The sequence below is a fragment of the Nonomuraea soli genome (assembly GCF_013761175.1).
Taxonomy (GTDB): Bacteria; Actinomycetota; Actinomycetes; order Streptosporangiales; family Streptosporangiaceae; genus Nonomuraea; species Nonomuraea soli.
The window spans coordinates 337,812-354,808 of the sequence record NZ_JACDUR010000010.1 but is presented as its reverse complement, the minus strand read 5'-3'; the positions used below and the strand labels follow the sequence as shown (position 1 = coordinate 354,808).

The 16,997-nt window shown below is 69.9% G+C and carries 17 protein-coding genes; 7 read left to right on the top strand and 10 right to left on the bottom strand.

Annotated features, from left to right (window positions below; translation table 11 throughout):
- Positions 1 to 91 precede the first annotated feature (91 nt).
- Positions 92 to 1,681 (bottom strand): cell division protein PerM, encoded by a 1,590-nt coding sequence (locus tag HNR30_RS43190; protein WP_181616002.1) that lies wholly within the window; start codon positions 1,679 to 1,681, stop codon positions 92 to 94.
- A gap of 128 nt (positions 1,682 to 1,809) precedes the next feature.
- Here HNR30_RS43190 and HNR30_RS43185 point away from each other — a divergent pair, with 128 nt between their 5' ends.
- Positions 1,810 to 2,478 (top strand): SDR family oxidoreductase, encoded by a 669-nt coding sequence (locus HNR30_RS43185; RefSeq protein ID WP_181616001.1) that lies wholly within the window; start codon positions 1,810 to 1,812, stop codon positions 2,476 to 2,478.
- A 28-nt stretch (positions 2,479 to 2,506) separates the two neighbouring features.
- On the opposite strand, the gene HNR30_RS43180 is transcribed toward HNR30_RS43185, so the two are convergent.
- The 3 genes from HNR30_RS43180 to sucC form a co-directional block, all read right to left on the bottom strand.
- Positions 2,507 to 2,755, bottom strand: a complete 249-nt coding sequence (locus HNR30_RS43180) for an NUDIX hydrolase (RefSeq protein ID WP_312895047.1) — start codon at positions 2,753 to 2,755, stop codon at positions 2,507 to 2,509.
- Positions 2,756 to 3,105: 350 nt separating this feature from the next.
- Positions 3,106 to 3,981, bottom strand: a complete 876-nt coding sequence (gene sucD, locus HNR30_RS43175) for a succinate--CoA ligase subunit alpha (RefSeq protein ID WP_181616000.1) — start codon at positions 3,979 to 3,981, stop codon at positions 3,106 to 3,108.
- A 5-nt stretch (positions 3,982 to 3,986) separates the two neighbouring features.
- Positions 3,987 to 5,171, bottom strand: coding sequence for an ADP-forming succinate--CoA ligase subunit beta (gene sucC / locus HNR30_RS43170; protein WP_181615999.1), 1,185 nt, complete (start codon positions 5,169 to 5,171; stop codon positions 3,987 to 3,989).
- A 303-nt stretch (positions 5,172 to 5,474) separates the two neighbouring features.
- On the opposite strand from sucC, the gene HNR30_RS43165 reads away from it, so the two are divergent.
- From HNR30_RS43165 to HNR30_RS43155, 3 genes are all read left to right on the top strand, one after another.
- Positions 5,475 to 6,266: a hypothetical protein gene (locus tag HNR30_RS43165; protein WP_181615998.1), complete on the top strand. Its 792-nt coding sequence runs from the start codon at positions 5,475 to 5,477 to the stop codon at positions 6,264 to 6,266.
- Between the two features lie 129 nt (positions 6,267 to 6,395).
- Complete coding sequence (locus HNR30_RS43160) at positions 6,396 to 7,235, top strand: hypothetical protein (RefSeq protein ID WP_181615997.1); 840 nt, start codon at positions 6,396 to 6,398, stop codon at positions 7,233 to 7,235.
- Between the two features lie 98 nt (positions 7,236 to 7,333).
- The gene (locus HNR30_RS43155) at positions 7,334 to 8,536 is read left to right on the top strand and encodes a metal-dependent hydrolase family protein (protein ID WP_181615996.1); all 1,203 of its coding nucleotides are present in this window, start codon (positions 7,334 to 7,336) and stop codon (positions 8,534 to 8,536) included.
- A gap of 3 nt (positions 8,537 to 8,539) precedes the next feature.
- On the opposite strand, the gene galE is transcribed toward HNR30_RS43155, so the two are convergent.
- Positions 8,540 to 9,520 (bottom strand): UDP-glucose 4-epimerase GalE, encoded by a 981-nt coding sequence (gene galE, locus HNR30_RS43150; protein ID WP_181615995.1) that lies wholly within the window; start codon positions 9,518 to 9,520, stop codon positions 8,540 to 8,542.
- A 56-nt stretch (positions 9,521 to 9,576) separates the two neighbouring features.
- Here galE and HNR30_RS43145 point away from each other — a divergent pair, with 56 nt between their 5' ends.
- Positions 9,577 to 10,257 (top strand): hypothetical protein, encoded by a 681-nt coding sequence (locus tag HNR30_RS43145; protein WP_181615994.1) that lies wholly within the window; start codon positions 9,577 to 9,579, stop codon positions 10,255 to 10,257.
- On the opposite strand, the gene pcrA is transcribed toward HNR30_RS43145, so the two are convergent.
- Positions 10,254 to 12,506 carry a DNA helicase PcrA gene (gene pcrA, locus HNR30_RS43140; RefSeq protein WP_312895046.1) on the bottom strand — a complete coding sequence of 751 codons (2,253 nt, stop codon included), beginning with the start codon at positions 12,504 to 12,506 and terminating at the stop codon, positions 10,254 to 10,256. The genes HNR30_RS43145 and pcrA overlap by 4 nt on opposite strands.
- 62 nt (positions 12,507 to 12,568) lie before the next feature.
- On the opposite strand from pcrA, the gene HNR30_RS43135 reads away from it, so the two are divergent.
- Together HNR30_RS43135 and HNR30_RS43130 are read left to right on the top strand one after the other, a co-directional pair.
- The gene (locus HNR30_RS43135) at positions 12,569 to 13,288 is read left to right on the top strand and encodes a PIG-L deacetylase family protein (protein WP_181615993.1); all 720 of its coding nucleotides are present in this window, start codon (positions 12,569 to 12,571) and stop codon (positions 13,286 to 13,288) included.
- Between the two features lie 9 nt (positions 13,289 to 13,297).
- The gene (locus HNR30_RS43130) at positions 13,298 to 14,035 is read left to right on the top strand and encodes an ABC transporter permease (RefSeq protein ID WP_181615992.1); all 738 of its coding nucleotides are present in this window, start codon (positions 13,298 to 13,300) and stop codon (positions 14,033 to 14,035) included.
- Here the strand turns inward: HNR30_RS43130 and HNR30_RS43125 are convergent.
- From HNR30_RS43125 to HNR30_RS43110, 4 genes are read right to left on the bottom strand one after another with little or no spacing between them, the layout of a single operon-like run.
- A complete protein-coding gene (locus HNR30_RS43125) occupies positions 13,977 to 14,672 on the bottom strand; it encodes a CPBP family intramembrane glutamic endopeptidase (RefSeq protein WP_181615991.1) in 696 nt (231 codons plus the stop codon). The two genes, HNR30_RS43130 and HNR30_RS43125, sit on opposite strands and share 59 nt — an antisense overlap.
- Before the next feature lie 9 nt (positions 14,673 to 14,681).
- Positions 14,682 to 14,942, bottom strand: a complete 261-nt coding sequence (locus HNR30_RS43120) for a WhiB family transcriptional regulator (protein WP_181615990.1) — start codon at positions 14,940 to 14,942, stop codon at positions 14,682 to 14,684.
- Between the two features lie 40 nt (positions 14,943 to 14,982).
- Entirely contained in the window at positions 14,983 to 15,588 is a 606-nt protein-coding gene (locus tag HNR30_RS43115) for a neutral zinc metallopeptidase (RefSeq protein WP_312895045.1), read from the bottom strand.
- Positions 15,589 to 15,602: 14 nt separating this feature from the next.
- Positions 15,603 to 16,976: a glutamate-cysteine ligase family protein gene (locus HNR30_RS43110; RefSeq protein WP_246380204.1), complete on the bottom strand. Its 1,374-nt coding sequence runs from the start codon at positions 16,974 to 16,976 to the stop codon at positions 15,603 to 15,605.
- Positions 16,977 to 16,997 lie beyond the last annotated feature (21 nt).

The following is a 16,997-nucleotide window of genomic DNA, read 5'->3' as shown; positions in this document are numbered from 1 at the left end:
AGCCGCGATCTGGCACAACCGCCATACAGGCCAGCCGATCACCCGCTCGCTGATCGCCTACGACCACTAACCCGACTTAGGACTTACTCGTCTAGTCCTTGTCCCAGGCGTAGGGGTCCATGTAGATCACGTGGCCGCCGCGGTCGTCGGTCTCGTCGACGATGTCGCGGCGGCGCGACTGGGCCTGCACCTCGGCCGCCGCCGAGGCGTGCTCGTCCATCCAGTCGTCCCTGATGACGGGGATCGCCTGGGTGTCGGCCTCGGTGGCGTCCATCCAGTGGCCGGGCAGCGGCTTGGCCGAGTCGCTCTCGGCCAGGCCCACCTTGCTCGCCGCCCTGGCGATGGCGGCGCCCGCCTTGGCCACCTTGCCCGGCTCCTTGCGCGCGTCGCGGTAGAGCAGCATCCAGTTGGCCAGACCGGCCGACAGTCCTGCCGCCACGCCGACCTCCAGCGCGACCGACAGCGCCACCTCCCACGGCGACGGGCCCATCGCGGCCAGTTGCTCGCCGCGCATCGGGCCGCCCGACAGGGCCGCCAGCACACCCGCCGTCAGGCCGGTCGCCACGCCGGTGACCAGCCCCCAGAACGGCGCGGCCTCGTACGACGGCGACGGGGCGACCCGCACCACGACCACGCCCGCCACGGCTCCGGCGAGGAACGGCAGCGCCACGACCGCCATCGCCCACGCGGGCGCCGGCCCGCTGTCGGGCAGGGCGCCGAGCAGCGGAAGCAGCGGCATCGGCTCCAGGTTCACGCCGGTCGGCGCCACCAGCGTGCCGGTGCCGACGGCGAAGCCGGGGCCCGCGATGTAGGCCATCGCCCACACCACGGCGTTCAGCAGGTAGAGCACCTGGATCAGCAGCAGCATGACGCCGCCGACGAAACCGGGCGACAGCTGCGAGGTGAGCTCGGCGATCGAGCGGAAGTTGACCAGGAGGGCGCTGAGCACCAGCAGCAGGCCGGCCGTCAGCATGAGGGCGGTGGCGGTGGCCGTACCCAGGGCGACGGCGCGGGCCCGCTCGGGCAGCAGCCGCAGCATCGAGCGGAACGGGCCGATGGTCCTGGCGGTCGCGAGCGCGCCGCACGCGAACGCGAGCAGGAAGTGGCTGGCCAGGACCTCGCCGAGGTACGGCTGCGTGACGTCGTTGCTGGCCACGAGCGCGATCAGCCCGGCCAGCAGGGCGTACGGCGCGGCCAGCGAGACGCCCGCCTGCGCCACCAGGACCAGCTGGGCCTTGCGCCGGGCTCCCGCCTGCTCCTTGGGGCTGTTCTTGGGCAGCTGGGCGGGCAGGCGCAACCGCAGATCGGCGTCCCTCGCCATCCACCGGGCGGCCTTGTAGAGCAGCACCGCCGGAAGGATCATCAGGCCCAGCGGGAGCAGGCCCACCCGGCCGCCGGGGATGGCGAAGCCGGCGTGGTGGGCGGCCAGCCAGATCTGGGCGGCGGTCCTGAACACCCCCGGCAGGCCGCTGCCCAGGGCGGTGCTGCCCGGGGCGGCGATCCAGCCGATCAGGGTCATGGTCGTGAGCGCGGCCAGACCGACCCCGAGCGTCATCGCGGCGGCGAGCATCCCGGAGACGGGAAGCGGCCGCCGGCTCTCGTCGTCGTCGCCCGAGATTCCGGGGATTCTGCCGAGCACCGAGCGGGGGGCGGTCCGCAGCTGATCGATTAGGGCCGTCACAGTGTTCGATGTTCTCAAGGATTGGGTCAAGAGCACTCGCCGACACCCCGCTAAGTCCTATTCTCCCGAGGCTCTGCACTGAGGCATACTGGGTTTGATTTTCCAACTGACTCACCCTTGGAGAGCCTATGGAAGCCTGGACAGCCCTCGTGACCGGCGCGAACCGCGGACTGGGCAAGGCCATCGCCCACGCGCTGCTCGCGCGCGGCGCCCGCACCGTCTACGCCGGAGCGCGCGACCCGGAAACCGTGACCGACCCGCGACTCGTCCCCGTCCGGCTCGACATCACCGACCCCGCCTCCGTCGCCGCCGCCGCCGAACGCTGCGGCGACGTCACCCTGCTGATCAACAACGCCGGGATCGGCCTGCGCAGCGGGCTCATCGCCCCCGCCTCCCCCGACGCCGCCCGCGCCGAGATGGAGACCAACTACTTCGGCACCCTCGCCATGTGCCGCGCCTTCGCCCCCACCCTGGCCCGCAACGGCGGCGGCACCATCGTGAACGTGCTCTCCGTGCTGTCGTGGATCACCCTGCCCGGCCTCGGCACGTACTCGGCCTCCAAGGCCGCCGCCTGGGCGATGACCAACGGCGTACGGCAGGAGCTGGCCGGACAGGGGACACGCGTGGTGGGGGTGCACGCGGCGTTCATCGACACCGACATGGCGGCCGGGGTGGAACTGCCCAAGACGTCACCCGCGGACGTGGCGGAACTGGTGCTGGACGCGGTGGAGAAGGGCGAGGAGGAGGTGCTGGTGGACGACATCACGCGGCAGACCAAGGCTGCGCTGTCGGGGTGACGGCTTCGAGGAGCAAGGAGCTGCCGCGTCAGTGAAGCTGTCCGGTCTGGTGCAGGTGATCGAAGATGATCTGGTCGACCGGGGAGACACGGTCACGGTCGGCATAGCTCAGCCAGGCGATCTCCTCGATCTCGCGGACGAGAGTGTCGAGGTCGGACTCGCCGGGATCGCGTTTGCCGCCGGGGATGTAGTAGGCGTTCCTGCCTCGTGATCGCGTGCTGAGGATCTTGCCATGTTCCAGGTGGATCCAGGCGATCTTGTCGATGGGGCCGTTCACCTTGCGCTCCTGACTGCCGGGACAGGGGGATGCCTGGCTCTTCCACGAGAACGGCGGGTATGGCTACAGCTTCCCCTACGCCGAGCACCCCCAGTTGTACAGGACCGCGCGCGACCCGGACGCCGTCGCGTCACGGCGCCCGGCCACGCACACCGGCGGAGCGTCTCCCTGGACAGACGCCGGCCACGGCCGGCGGGTGGGGGTGACCCATGCGTGCCGTACGGGGTGGAAGACGCGCCGGACGGCCCAGAAGAAGCGGAAAGCCCCGTGCGGCGATCGCACGGGGCTTTCCGGCAGCGGTCTCGACGACGAACAATGGCTCGCCGCCCAGGAACCGGGAAGAGCGGCGATCAGCGGGCCTGCATGATCTCCCGCATGAGACGCGCGGTCTCGGACGGAGTCTTGCCGACGCGGACGCCGACCTTCTCCAGCGCTTCCTTCTTCGCCTGCGCCGTGCCGGCCGAGCCGGACACGATGGCGCCCGCGTGGCCCATGGTCTTGCCCTCGGGCGCGGTGAAGCCCGCCACGTAGGCCACGACCGGCTTGGTGACGTGCTGCTCGATGTAGGCGGCCGCGCGCTCCTCGGCGTCGCCGCCGATCTCGCCGATCATGACGATGGCGTCGGTGCCCGGGTCGTCCTGGAACGCCTGGAGGGCGTCGATGTGGGTGGTGCCGATGACGGGGTCGCCACCGATGCCGACGGCGGTGGAGAAGCCGAAGTCGCGCAGCTCGTACATCAGCTGGTACGTCAGCGTGCCGGACTTCGACACCAGGCCGATGCGGCCGGCGGTGGTGATGTCGGCGGGGATGATGCCGGCGTTGGAGGCGCCGGGCGAGGCGATGCCGGGGCAGTTCGGCCCGATGATGCGGGTCTTGTTGCCCTTCTCGACCGCGTAGGCCCAGAACTCGGTGGTGTCGTGGATCGGCACGCCCTCGGTGATGACCACGCAGAGCGGGATCTCGGCGTCGACGGCCTCCTTGACGGCGTCCTTGGTGAACGCCGGGGGCACGAAGACGACGGAGACGTCGGCGCCGGTGGCCGCCATGGCCTCGGCGACCGAGCCGAAGACGGGCAGGTCGAGGTGGGTGGTGCCGGCCTTGCGGGCGTTGACGCCGCCCACGACCTTGGCGCCCGAGGCGAGCATGCGCTTGGCGTGCTTGGTGCCCTCGCCGCCGGTCATGCCCTGGACGATGATCTTGCTGTTTTCGGTGAGCCAGATAGCCACTTCGATTACACCCCAGCCGCAGCGAGCTCGGCGGCGCGCTTGGCCGCGTCGTCCATCGTGTCAACCAGCTCGACGCCCTTGAGGGCGGCGTCGGCCAGGATCTGCCGCCCGAGGAGGGCGTTGTTGCCGTCGAGGCGGACCACCAGCGGGCGGGTCACGGCCTCACCGCGGTCCTCGAGCAGCTTGAACGCGGCCACGATGCCGTTGGCGACGGCGTCGCAGGCGGTGATGCCGCCGAAGACGTTCACGAAGATCGACTTCACGGCCGGGTCGGAGAGGATGATCTCCAGGCCGGCCGCCATGACCTCGGCGCTGGCGCCGCCGCCGATGTCGAGGAAGTTGGCGGGCTTGGGCTTGCCGGAGAACTGCTCACCCGCGTAGGCGACGACGTCGAGGGTCGACATGACCAGGCCCGCGCCGTTGCCGATGATGCCGACGTTGCCGTCGAGCTTGACGTAGTTGAGGTCCTTCTCCTTGGCCGCGGCCTCCAGGGGGTCCTCGGCCGCCTTGTCGGCGAACTTCTCGAAGACGTCCTTCTGGCGGAACTCGGCGTTGCCGTCGAGCGTGACCTTGCCGTCGAGAGCCTTCACGTCGCCGTCGGCGGTGAGGATCATCGGGTTGACCTCGACCAGCGTGGCGTCCTCGTCGACGAAGACGCACCAGAGCTTCTCGATCAGCTCGGCCGCGCCGTCGAGCGCCTTCTCCGGCAGCTGCCCGGCCGCCGCGATCTCGCGGGCCTTGGCGCGGTCGACGCCCGTCAGCGGAGAGATCGCGACCTTGGCGACCTTCTCCGGCGTGCTGTGCGCGACCTCTTCGATGTCCATGCCACCGGCGGCGGAGCAGATCGCGAGGAAGGTGCGGTTGGCGCGGTCGAGCAGGAAGGAGAAGTAGTACTCCTCCGCGATCGCGCTGGCCTCCTCCACGAGCACCTTGTGGACCGTGTGGCCCTTGATGTCCATCCCGAGGATGTCGGTCGCCTTCGCGACGGCGTCGTTGGCGTCATCGGCCACCTTGACGCCACCGGCCTTACCACGGCCACCGGTCTTGACCTGGGCCTTGACCACGACGCGGCCGGTCAGCTGCTCGGCTGCCTTGCGCACGTCCTCCACGGTGAACGCGACGACGCCGCGCGGCACCGGGATGCCGTAGTCCGCGAAGAGCTCCTTCGCCTGATGTTCGAACAGGTCCACGAGGGTCCGTCCTTGCTTGTCCGACTGAGTGTTCGACGGCCCGGGCCACCCCGTGTGCCGGGCGTTTCCGCCAGTGAAGCCTAGCCGTTGTCAAGACCTGGCCTGGTCACCGGGGACGAGTTATTCCGCGATGTGACGGTGATCTCACTTTCTGGACGCGATCGATTCACTTGCGCGGAGGATTCACGGGGCCGGGGCGAGTCCGGCCGTCAAGATCATCGATTCCGAAACCTCACACTTCCGCACAGGATCTTCACATATCCCGCTCGCTCCCCAACGCCGATGTACGGCATGATCCACCTCGTGAAACGCTTCGTCATCGCTGTCGCCATCGCGGCAGCCAGCGCCCTTCTCACCACGGGCACCGCCTATGCAGCCCCCGAGACCCCCCTCACGGCACTGAAGAAGCAGTATGTCGAAGGCCGCGGCGTCAAGATCAAGGAGACGTCGTACATCGAGCTCGACGGCGAGTCCCTCGGCAGCTCCAGCCGCGTCACCGGCGTGGTCGGCTTCGGCCGTAAGGGGGTCAACTCCTACGACCTCACGCTCCGCGGCGCGTCGTTGCTGAGCGAGGGCAACTCGAAGATCCAGATCATCCACACCAAGGGCGACACCTACCTCAAGGCGCCTGGTACGCCCGACATGCCGAGCGGCTGGGTGCGCTACCCCGACGCCGCGGTCGGTTTCTCCACCAGCCAGCTGATCAACATCTTCGACCCGAAGATGCTGAAGAAGGTCATCGCCGCCGCCAAGGTGCGCAAGCCCGGCGAGTACCGCGGCACCGTGCCCCTCAAGGACCTGGTCGGCTCCGAGCTGGGCAAGTCGCTCGGCAAGGCGAAGGTCAACTACCGCATCTTCTTCAACGGCAAGAAGCTGATCACGCGCGTGCGCTCGGAGATGGTCCTCGACTTCGGCGTGCTCGGGTCGATGAACAGCATCACCGACACCCAGTACTACGAGTGGGGCCGGAAGGTGAAGATCCAGGCTCCGCCGAAGGACCAGGTCACGGACGCCAAGGACCTGGAGGGCGGCGAGAGCGGCGACCACCCGTCGGAGACGCCGCCGCCGGTGTTCGACCTGGTTCCCAGCAACTGACGTCGTGAGTGTTCGGCGGCGGCGTCCCTTCGGGGCGTCGCCGCCTTCGTCGATGAAGAGCCCGCCCGTCTGATACCCATTTCGTCATCTGAGACCTCACCGATACCGGGCGCCAGCAGCGTTTCCCCCGTGATGACTCGACTGATCGCGGGATTCGCCACGGCCGCGGCGCTGCTGACCGCGGCCCCGGCGCAGGCGGCGGCTGCGCAGGCGGCGGCGCCCCCCGCTCCCCTCAAGGCGCTGAAGAAGCAGACCAGCGTGCGCTTCACCGAGCGCACCCACATCGTCGCCGGACGTTCGAAGGCGGTCTTCACCCGCCGCTCCGGCGCCTTCCTCCTCAACTCCTCCGGCATCAAGGCCTCCGACGTCACGGCGAGGCTCGCGATCAAGGCCGCCGACCTGACCGACGACGCCCTCAGGTGGATGCTCGCCCCCGAGCGGACCATCCGGATCGGGACGACCTCGTACATCTCGGGCGGCTACTTCTCCACCCGCCTCCCCGTGGACCGGACCTGGCTGAAGGTCGCCAAGGGCCCCGCCGCCGGAGTCACGGGCATCTACGGCCAGCTCATCAACGTCGCCGAGGCCCGCACCCTCGCCGCCCTGCTCAGGACCGCCACACGCACGTCGTACGGCTACCGCGGCACGATCACGCTGGGCCGGCTCCACCAGAGCTCGCCCTGGCTGCGCGCCTCCATCGGGGATCTGCTCGGCAAGCCGAAGACGGCGATCTCCTGGCGGCTCACCCTCGACGCGCGCGGACTGCCCACGCGGCTGGTCTCGCAGTACTCCTCCGGGGCGGACGGTGACGTCGTCATGGACACGCGCTTCAGCGGGTGGAGCGGCAAGCTGACGATCGCGGCGCCTCCGGCCGAGCAGGTGTGGGAGGGCGACGGGGCGGAGCTGCCCACGCCGTCGGTGAACGCACCGGCGACCGCACCGATGGCCGGGGGTCAGGTGGTTCCGTGATCAGGCTGTGCGCGGCACCCCCGATCGCCACCGCGACGGCTCCGTCCACGACCGTCGCCCCTCCTGCCTCGAAAGCGGCGACCTGACACAATCCCGGCATGAGCCGATTGCTGATCGTCAACGCGCATCCCCTGGAGCCGGTCGCCGGCCAGCTCGGCGACCGGTCCTGGATCGAGGTGGCCGGGGGCCGCATCGTGGACACGGGCACCGGCGCACCGCCGTCCGGCGAGCACCGGGTGATCGACGCCGCCGGCCGTACCGTGCTCCCGGGGCTCATCGACGCGCACGTGCACCTGGTCGCCAACACGCTCGACACACGGGAGGCCGCCACGTGGACGCCCGGCTACGCCGCGGTGAGGAGCCTGCGCGCGGCCGAGCAGATGTTGCGGCGCGGCTTCACCACGGTGCGTGACGTCGGCGGCGCCGACTACGGCATGGCGCAGGCCCTGGCCGAGGGGCTCGTTCCCGGGCCGAGGCTGATCCACGGCGGCAAGGCCCTGTCGCAGACCGGCGGCCACGGCGACCTGCGTCCGCGCTCGGAGGAGGGCCGGCCGTGCTGTCACACGCCGGGGTTCGCGCGCATCGCCGACGGCGTGGAGGAGGTACGGCTCGCGGCGCGCGACGAGTTGCGCAAGGGCGCGGCTCATCTCAAGCTCACCGTCTCGGGCGGCGTCGCCTCGCCGCACGACGAGGTGTCCGCCGTGCAGTACACGCTGGAGGAGATCCGCGCGGCCGTCGAGGAGGCGGGCAACGCCGGGCGCTACGTGACCGTGCACGCCTACCACGCCCGCGCGATCAACCGGGCGCTGGAGGCGGGCGTGCGCTGCGTCGAGCACGGGAACCTGCTCGACGACACGACGCTGAAGCTGCTGGTCGAGCGGGACGCCTTCCTGGTGCCGACGCTCGTGACGTACGAGCAGCTCGCGCTGCGGGGGCGGGAGCTCGGGCTGGGCGAGGAGTCGTACCGGAAGATCGCCGAGGTGCGTGACGCCGGGCTGGCGGCGCTGGAGCGGGCGCACCGTGCGGGGGTGAACGTCGTGTTCGGGTCCGACCTGCTCGGGCCGATGCGGGAGGCGCAGCTTCAGGAGTTCGACCTGCGCGCCCGGGTGCAGCCGGCGGCCGCGGTGGTGCTCTCGGCGACCGCCACGGCGGCGCGGCTGCTGGGCATGGAGGGGCAGATCGGCACGCTCGCGGTGGGGGCGCATGCCGACCTGCTGGTGGTCGACGGGGATCCGCTGAGCGACCTGTCGGTGCTCACCCGGCCTAAGGCGTACGTCATCAAGGCGGGCCAGGTGGTCTGAGGCTCAGAGGTTCAGGCGAGACTCCCGCAGCGCGGCCCACTCCAGCGAGTGCTGGATGCCCTCGGCCACCGAGTAGCGTGCCCGCCACCCCAGCGCCTCGCTCGCCCGCTCCACCCGCGTGTACGACCCGACGACGTCGCCCGGCCGCCTCGGCGCCTCGACGACCTCGACCGGCCGGTCGGCCACCTGGTTGAAGACGTCGACCAGTTCGCGCACGGTGGTCCCCTCCCCGGTCCCGAGGTTGATCACGGACATCGGCAGCGAGTCGAACCGCCGCAGTGCCGCGACGTGGGCTTCGGCCAGGTCCCACACGTGGACGTAGTCGCGGATGCCCGTCCCGTCGGCCGTCGGGTAGTCGGTGCCGGTGATCTGGAACGGCACGCCTTCCTGGTAGGCCCGGATGATCATCCCCAGCGCGTGTGAGGGGCGGGCGTGCTGCAGCCCCGTGCGCATCTTGGGGTCGGCGCCGATGGGGTTGAAGTAGCGCAGCGAGAGCACCTTGATCGGCTGCGACGCGGCGATGTCGGCGAACATCTCCTCGCAGACCGCCTTGGTCCTGGCGTAGGGGCTCTGCGGGTCGAGCGCCGAGTCCTCGTCGACTGTCAGGTCCTCGCCCGCCGCGTAGATGGCCGCCGAGGAGCTGAAGATCATGCGCGTGCACCCGTTGCGCAGGAGGTGGTCGACGAAGTCGAGCGACTTGGTGACGTTGGCCCGGTAGTACCCGACGGGGTCGGCGACGGAGTCGGGCACCACGATGAGCGCGGCGCAGTGGATGACAGCCTCGATATCCGGATTTTCCCGGAAAATCCGGTCGATCAGCTCGCCGTCGGCGATGTCCCCCTCATAGAACCCTCGCCCATCGGCGAACTCCCGCCGCCCCGTCACCAGACTGTCGAGGATCACCGGCGTGATCCCGGCGTCGAGGCACGCCGAGGCGACCGTGCTGCCGATGAATCCCGCTCCACCCGAAATCAGAACACTCACGCGGGAACATTACCCCGAGATCACTTCGTGACCATCCTGAGCCAAGATCGCGAGCCATGTGGAAACCCCTCGCCGCCGTCGTCGCGGCCCTGGCCGTCGCCCTGACCGCCGCCCCCGCCCAGGCCGCTCCCAAGGACCCGGTCAAGACCCTGATCAAGGAGCTGGCGACGAAGCGCGGCGTCGCCTTCACCGAGAAGACGGACGGCGACTTCGGCTGGATGAACAGGGACCAGCCGGGAAGCGCCTTCACCGGCTCACGCAAGGGCAGGATCGCCTACGACCGCTCGGGCATCACCGCCTTCGACATGAAGATCATCGACGACCCCGGCGCGTCGAAGGGCGTGATCCGCGTGGGGAAGGCGATCTACCAGGAGACCCGCGAGACCGACCCGGGCTGGGTCAAGAGCCCCCACAAGGGCTGGTCGCCGTTCTTCGGCCCGATCAACGTGCTCGAACCCGCGACCCTCAAAGCCGTGATCAAGCACGCGGACAAGCAGTTCGGCACGTTCCGCGTCAGCTTCCTGCCCACCGCCGAGATCTGGAAGGTCTCGCCTTCGTACCGCGTCTGGAAGGGCAAGCGCCCCACCGGCAAGGAGGCCAAGATGTTCTATCTCGTCCTCTTCAAGCTCGGCCGCGACGGCCTGCCCCAGGAGATCACCACGGAGTGGCCCGAGGGCAGGAGCACGATCACCTTCTCGTCGTGGGGTAAGAAGGTGACCGTCAAGGCCCCGCTCTAGAGCTTCTCCAGCGGCGCGTAGGCGAGCAGCAGCGTCTTCTCGCCTCCGCCCCCGAAGTCGATCTTCACCTTCGTCTTCTCCGCCACCCCGTCGACGGCCACGACCGTGCCGAGCCCGAAGGCGTCGTGCGACACCCGATCCCCCGGCACCAGGGAAGGCACCTCGCGCGAGCTCTTCTTCGCGGGAGCGGGACGCGCCGGGGTGTCGCGCCGGGTGGCGGCGCTCCAGGCGGACTTCTCCGGATCGGTGCGCCACTCGAGCAGGTGATCGGGCACCTCCCCCACGAACCGGGAGGCCGGGTTGAACGACGGCGCGCCCCACGAGCTGCGCACGGCGGCGCGGGTGATGTAGAGGCGCTTCTGCGCCCGCGTGATGCCCACATAGGCCAGGCGCCGCTCCTCCTCGAGCTCCTTGGGCTCCGACAACGAGCGGATGTGGGGGAAGACGCCGTCTTCCATCGCGGTGAGGAAGACGACCGGGAACTCCAGGCCCTTGGCGGTGTGGAGGGTCATCAGGGTGACGACGCCCTGCCCTCCGTCGGCCTCGGGGATCTGGTCGGCGTCGGCCACCAGCGAGACCTGCTCCAGGAACTCCACCAGCGTGCCCTCGGGGTTGGCCTCCTCGAACTCCGAGGCGACCGAGACGAGCTCGTTGAGGTTTTCGAGCCGCGACTCGTCCTGGGGGTCCTGCGAGGTCTCCAGCTCGGCGCGGTAGCCGGTGGAGACCAGGACCTCCTCGGCCAGCGCCGACGGCGGCATGCCCTCGGCCTTGCCGATCAGCTCCTCCATCAGCGCCACGAACTCGCGCACGGCGTTGGCCGAGCGCGCCGCCATGCCGTAGACCTCGTCGATCCTGCGCATGGCCTCCCAGAAGGGGATGCGCTCGCGGGTCGAGAAGGCCTCGATCATCGCCTCGGCACGTTCGCCGATGCCGCGCTTGGGGACGTTCATGATGCGCCGCAGCGAGACCACGTCGTTGGGGTTGGCCAGGACCCGCAGGTAGGCGAGCAGGTCCTTGACCTCCTTGCGCTCGTAGAAGCGCACGCCGCCGACGACCTTGTACGGCAGGCCGGTGCGGATGAAGATCTCCTCGAACACGCGGGAGGCGGCGTTGGTGCGGTAGAAGACGGCCACGTCGCCGGGACGCACCTCTTCGTCGTCGTGCAGCCGGTCGACCTCCTGGGCGACGAAGACCGCCTCGTCGTGCTCGTTGTCGGCCACGTAGCCGACGATCTTGGGGCCGTCGCCCTGCTCCGACCAGAGGTTCTTGGGCTTGCGCCCTTCGTTCTTGGAGATCACCGCGTTGGCGGCGGTCAGGATGTTCTGCGTGGAGCGGTAGTTCTGCTCCAGCAGGATCGTGCGGGCGTCGGGGTAGTCGCGCTCGAACTCGAGGATGTTGCGGATGGTCGCGCCGCGGAAGGCGTAGATCGACTGGTCGGCGTCACCGACGACGCACAGCTCCGACTGCTCGGCGCCCGACCTGACCAGTTCGCCGTCGGCGGTGTGCAGCGACGGGCGGCCGACCAGCTCCCTGACCAGGATGTACTGCGCGTGGTTGGTGTCTTGGTACTCGTCGACCATCACGTGGCGGAAGCGCCTGCGGTAGTGCTCGGCGACGTCGGGGAAGAGCTGGAACAACGTCACCGTGTTCATGATGATGTCGTCGAAGTCCATCGCGCCGGCCTCGGTCAGCTTCAGCTGGTAGGCCTTGTACGCCTGGGCGAGGGTCTTCTCCAGATGGGAGCCCGCCCGGTCGATGGCGGTCTCGTAGTCGATCAGCTCGTTCTTGAAGTTGCTCACCTGCGCCGAGAAGGCACGCGGAGGGTAGCGCTTGGGGTCGAGCTCCATCTCGCGGCAGACCATCGCCATGAGCCGCTGGGAGTCGGCCTGGTCGTAGATCGAGAAGCTCGACGGGAAGCCCAGCCGCTTGGCCTCCCTGCGCAGGATGCGCATGCACGCGCTGTGGAAGGTCATGATCCACATGAGCTTGGAGCGGGGGCCGACCAGCTTGTCGATGCGCTCCTTCATCTCGCGCGCGGCCTTGTTGGTGAAGGTGATCGCCAGGATCTCGCCCGGGTGCACCTCGCGCTCGGCCAGGAGGTAGGCGATGCGATGCGTCAGCACCCGGGTCTTGCCCGACCCCGCTCCCGCGACGATGAGCAGCGGACTGCCATGGTGGATCACGGCCTCACGCTGTTGCGTGTTGAGACCGTCGAGCAGCGGGTGGTCAATCGAGACGTGGGTCGGCACGCCCCTAGGTTAAAGCGCGCCACCGACGGAATGTGCGCCAGACGGGAACGGTTGAGACGAACATGCTTCCGGAAAACGAGATCAAGCGTGTCCTGACCGTCACGGCACACCCCGATGACATCGACTTCGGCTCGGCGGGGACGATCGCCGGCCTCACCGACCGGGGCGTCGAGGTGACCTACCTGCTGGTGACCGACGGTGACGCCGGGGGCAACGAGCGCACGCTCGACAACGGAGGCATGGCCGAGCTGCGCCGCGCCGAGCAGACCGCGGCCGCCAAGCACGTCGGCGTCACGGACCTGCGTTTCCTCGGCTACTCCGACGGCACCGTGGTGCAGTCGCTCGACCTGCGGCGCGACATCGCCAGGGTCATCCGCCAGGTGCGTCCCGACGTGGTCATCACCCACCACCCCGAGCGCAACTACCAGTTCATCGCCCCGAGTCACCCCGACCACCGCGCGGTCGGCGGCTCCACGCTCGACGCGGTCTACCCCGACGCGCGTAACCCGTACGCCTTCCCCGAGCTGCTCAAGGACGAGGGCCTGGAGGCCTGGACGGTCCGCGAGGTCTGGCTGACGAGCGGTCCCACCCCCGATCACTTCGTCGACATCACCGCCAACGTCGACCGCAAGATCGCCGCGCTGCTCTCCCACCAGAGCCAGGTGGCCCACGTCACCGGCTTCGAGGAGTCGGTCAAGGGCCGTTTCCTGGAGTGGGGCAAGCGGGCGGGCCTGCCCGAGGGGGGCTACGCGGAGGCCTTCCAGATCGTCCCCACCGGCTGACGCACGAACGTGCTGCTCGACCCCACCCCCCTGCTGGCCGTCGTCACGGTCGCGCTGGTCGTCCTGGCCGCCGTCGCGGCGGCCGCGCTCGGCCACGCGCGTGCCGTACTGACCGCGTCGGCCAGGGCCGCCGCGCAGCTCGCCGCGATCTCCCTGGTCATCACCGCGCTCGTGCGCACCCCGTGGGTGAGCGCCGTCCTGCTGGTGATGTACGGCGTAGCGGCGTGGACAGCCGGAAGACGCGTCTCCAAGAGCCGTCCATGGCCCGCCGCCGTCCCGATGGCCGCAGGAGCGCTCCCGCCTCTGCTCCTGCTGTTCGGCACCGGCGCCGCCCCGCTCCAGGGCATGGTGCTCATCCCGATCGCCGGCATCCTGCTCGGCGGCTGCCTGACCGCCACCGCGATGGCCGGGCGCAACGCCATGGACGAGCTGCGTGCGCGGAACGGCGAGGTGGAGGCGGCGCTCTCGCTCGGCCTGCCGCCCGCAGAGGCCCGCAGGGAGATCTGCGCGCCCAAGGCGGCCCAGGCCCTGCTCCCCGCACTCGACCAGACCAGGACCGTCGGCCTGGTCACGCTGCCCGGCGCCTTCGTGGGCATGCTCCTGGGCGGGGCGAGCCCGCTTCAGGCGGGCATCGTCCAGCTCGTCGTGCTGGTCGCGCTGCTGGCCGCCGAGGCGATCGCGGCCAAGGTCACGATCGAGCTCGTCTGCCGGGAGCGATTCGGGCGAACAGGTATCCCAGCGAGTTAGTCGCCACGTGCAGCAGCGACGGCGTCAGCAGTCCGCCCCTGCGTCGCAGCTCGCAGAAGAACACCCCGGCCGCCGCGGTGGAGACGACGCTGCCCGCCACGACGCGGGCGACGTCGGCGCGGCCCGGGCCCTCCTCGCCGGCCGTCAGCGCGCCGAGCGCGGGATTGGCCCTGGCCATGTCGATGGCGGGCAGGATGTGCCAGAGTCCGAACAGCCCCGACGACACCGCCGTCGCGGCGGCCGTGCCATGGGTACGGCGCAGCATGCCGTACAGCGCGCCGCGGAAGCCGACCTCCTCCAGCAGCACCGTGCCCACGGGCACCTGGAGCAGCGCCTCCTCGAAGGCGCGCGAGCGCGACAACGACAGGGCGCGCTCGTCGCGGAACAGCTCCCGGGTGCGCGGAATCGAGATCCCGGCGGTGTAGACGGCGGCCACCGCGAAGGCGAGCGTGCCGCCCGCCACCGCGCCGCGCCTGCCGTGCTCGAAGCCCATCTCCTGCCACGACAGCCCGCTCCTGCGGGCCATGGCCACCAGGGCGCCGGTCGCGACCGCGGAGGTCAGCGGCGCCCAGCGTTGGGCGACGCGGTTGTTCAGGACGTTGGCCGCGGTGAGCACGGCGAGGGATCTGCCCAGCACCTTTGCAGGTTACGTCGTCGCGGGAGTGCGCCACCCGGCGGGGAAACGCGCCCGGCGGCGTTCCTCGGGGGTCATCCCGCCCCAGATGCCCTCGGACTCCCCCGCCCGCAGGGCGTAGTCGCGGCACTGGGCGAGCACCTGGCAATCCGCGCAGACCGCCTTGGCCTGCGTCTCCTGGACGCGGGAAGGCGCGAGCGGGAAGAACAGCTCAGGATCGCTTGACCGGCAAGCGCCCTTGCGAAGCCAGCCGGCCTCGTCGGCGATACCCATGGCTCCACGCTAGAGCCGCGGGGGTCCGCGTGCATCCCCCTCAGGGTTGACACGCCCCTACTCCGCCGCGATATCCCTGCGCGAAGGACTGCTGGCGTTGCTCGGCAGTGCCGTGGGCCTGCGGGTTGAACCAGTCTTCCGTGGGATCGCCCGCGGCGGCGAGGTTGAGCAGGAGTTCCTCCTCGTCGCCCTCCTGCGCGGACACGGCTCTCGATTTGACCAGCGCCGCCAGTGTGGCGCCCGCGTAGCAGTCGGCCTGCAGCTCGATCTGGATGCTGTACTGGAAGCGGGTCTCGAGCTGCGCCTGGACGGCGTGGCCGATCTCGTGGGGGATGATCAGCCACGTGGAGCCGTCGCCCATCTCGGACCACAACGCCTCCAGCCACGCCTGGTCGTAGGCGACGAAGTGCCCGTCGGGGCAGTAGAAGGCGTTGTTGGGCACGGACGGCTGTCCGCCGCACGAAGGACCCGCGTCACCCACATAGGGGATGAAATCCCGGATGGGCCGGTAGGTCCCGCCGGAGGCCTCGAACTGCTGCCGCCAGAACTCCTCCGCCAGCGCGCGCGAGGAACGTACGTCGTCGTCGAAGTTGTCTTCCTGCTGGGCGTTGCGCGACGGCGCGCGCACCACCCCGCACGCCGCCACCAGCAGGATCGCGATCAGACCTGCCAGGCATGCACGGGCTCGTTGGTGTGCATGCGGTCGATGTAGTCGAGCGTCATCCGGCGCAATGCTTCGTGCCGGTCGACGCCCTTCTCCGCGTTCACTCGCTCGACCTGCCACGTCGCTCCCGTCCGGTGCGTGAGACAGCGCGCCTCGATGACACCCAGCAGCCTGCCCGCCACCGCGTCGTCCACACCCCACTTCTCCAGTCCCTGATAGGCCATCGGGAGCAGCCTGCGCAGGATCAGTTCGGTGACCGGGACCTCACCCATGCCCGGCCAGTACAGCCGCGCGTCGATGCCGTTCCTGGCCGCGCTCCACAGGTTCTCCTCTGCGGTCGCGAACGACATCTGGCTCCAGAGCGGGCGCTCCAGGAACGGCACCGTGCGCATCAGGCCGTAGTAGAAGGCGGCGTTGGCCGCGATGTCGAGCACCGACGGGCCCGCGGGCAGCACCCGGTTCTCCACCCGCAGGTGCGGCGTGCCGTCCACGACCGCGTAGACCGGGCGGTTCCAGCGGTAGATGGTCCCGTTGTGCAGGGTCAGCTCGTCGAGCGCCGGGATCCGGCCGCTTTCCAGTACGGCACGCGGATCGGTGTCCTCGCACAGCGGCAGCAGCGCCGGAAAATAGCGCACGTTCTCCTCGAACAGGTCGAAGACGCTGGTGATCCACCGTTCCCCGAACCAGACGCGGGGCCGTACGCCCTGCTCCTTCAGTTCCTTCGGCCGCGTGTCCGTCGCCTGGGCGAACAGGTCGATCCTGGTCTCGCGATGCAACTCCTTGCCGAACAGGTACGGCGCGTTGGCCGCCAGTGCCACCTGCGGACCGGCGATCACCTGGGCGGCGTTCCAGTGCGCGGCGAACTCCTCGGGGCTCACCTGCAGATGCAGCTGGACACTCGTGCAGGCCGCCTCGGGCGCCACGCTGTCGGCATAGGTGTCGAGGCGCTCGACGCCCTCGATCTGGAGGTGCAGATCCTCGCCCCGCGCCGCGAAGATCTGCTCGTTGAGCAGCGCGTAACGCGGATTCGCCGACAGGTTGCCCTCGATGAGGTCGCTCTCCCTGATCGTCGGGAGGATCCCGATCAGCGCCAGATGCCCGCCCACCGACCGGGCTCGTTCCTCGGCGTGGTTGAGCCGCGCCCGCACGTCGTTCTCCAGCTGCAGCGCGCCCTCACCGGCCAGGCTCTGCGGCTCGACGTTGATCTCGACGTTGAACTGGCCCAGCTCGGTGGCCCAGTCGGGCTGCGCGATCGCCTCGAGCACCTCGGCGTTGCGCATGGCGGCCTCACCGCGCTCGTCGGTGATGTTCAGCTCGATCTCCAGGCCGGCCTGGGGGCGGTCGAACTCGAATCTGGACTCGCGGAGCATGCGCGCGAAAACGTCCAGGCA

What these genes read in the sequence shown, in the direction of transcription:
- HNR30_RS43185 (WP_181616001.1), top strand. Translation starts at nt 1,810, where the DNA reads ATGGAAGCCTGGACAGCCCTCGTGACCGGCGCGAACCGCGGACTGGGC.
- HNR30_RS43155 (WP_181615996.1), top strand. Translation starts at nt 7,334, where the DNA reads ATGAGCCGATTGCTGATCGTCAACGCGCATCCCCTGGAGCCGGTCGCC.
- HNR30_RS43110 (WP_246380204.1), bottom strand. Translation starts at nt 16,976, where the DNA reads ATGCTCCGCGAGTCCAGATTCGAGTTCGACCGCCCCCAGGCCGGCCTG.
- HNR30_RS43135 (WP_181615993.1), top strand. Translation starts at nt 12,569, where the DNA reads ATGCTTCCGGAAAACGAGATCAAGCGTGTCCTGACCGTCACGGCACAC.
- HNR30_RS43145 (WP_181615994.1), top strand. Translation starts at nt 9,577, where the DNA reads ATGTGGAAACCCCTCGCCGCCGTCGTCGCGGCCCTGGCCGTCGCCCTG.
- HNR30_RS43120 (WP_181615990.1), bottom strand. Translation starts at nt 14,942, where the DNA reads ATGGGTATCGCCGACGAGGCCGGCTGGCTTCGCAAGGGCGCTTGCCGG.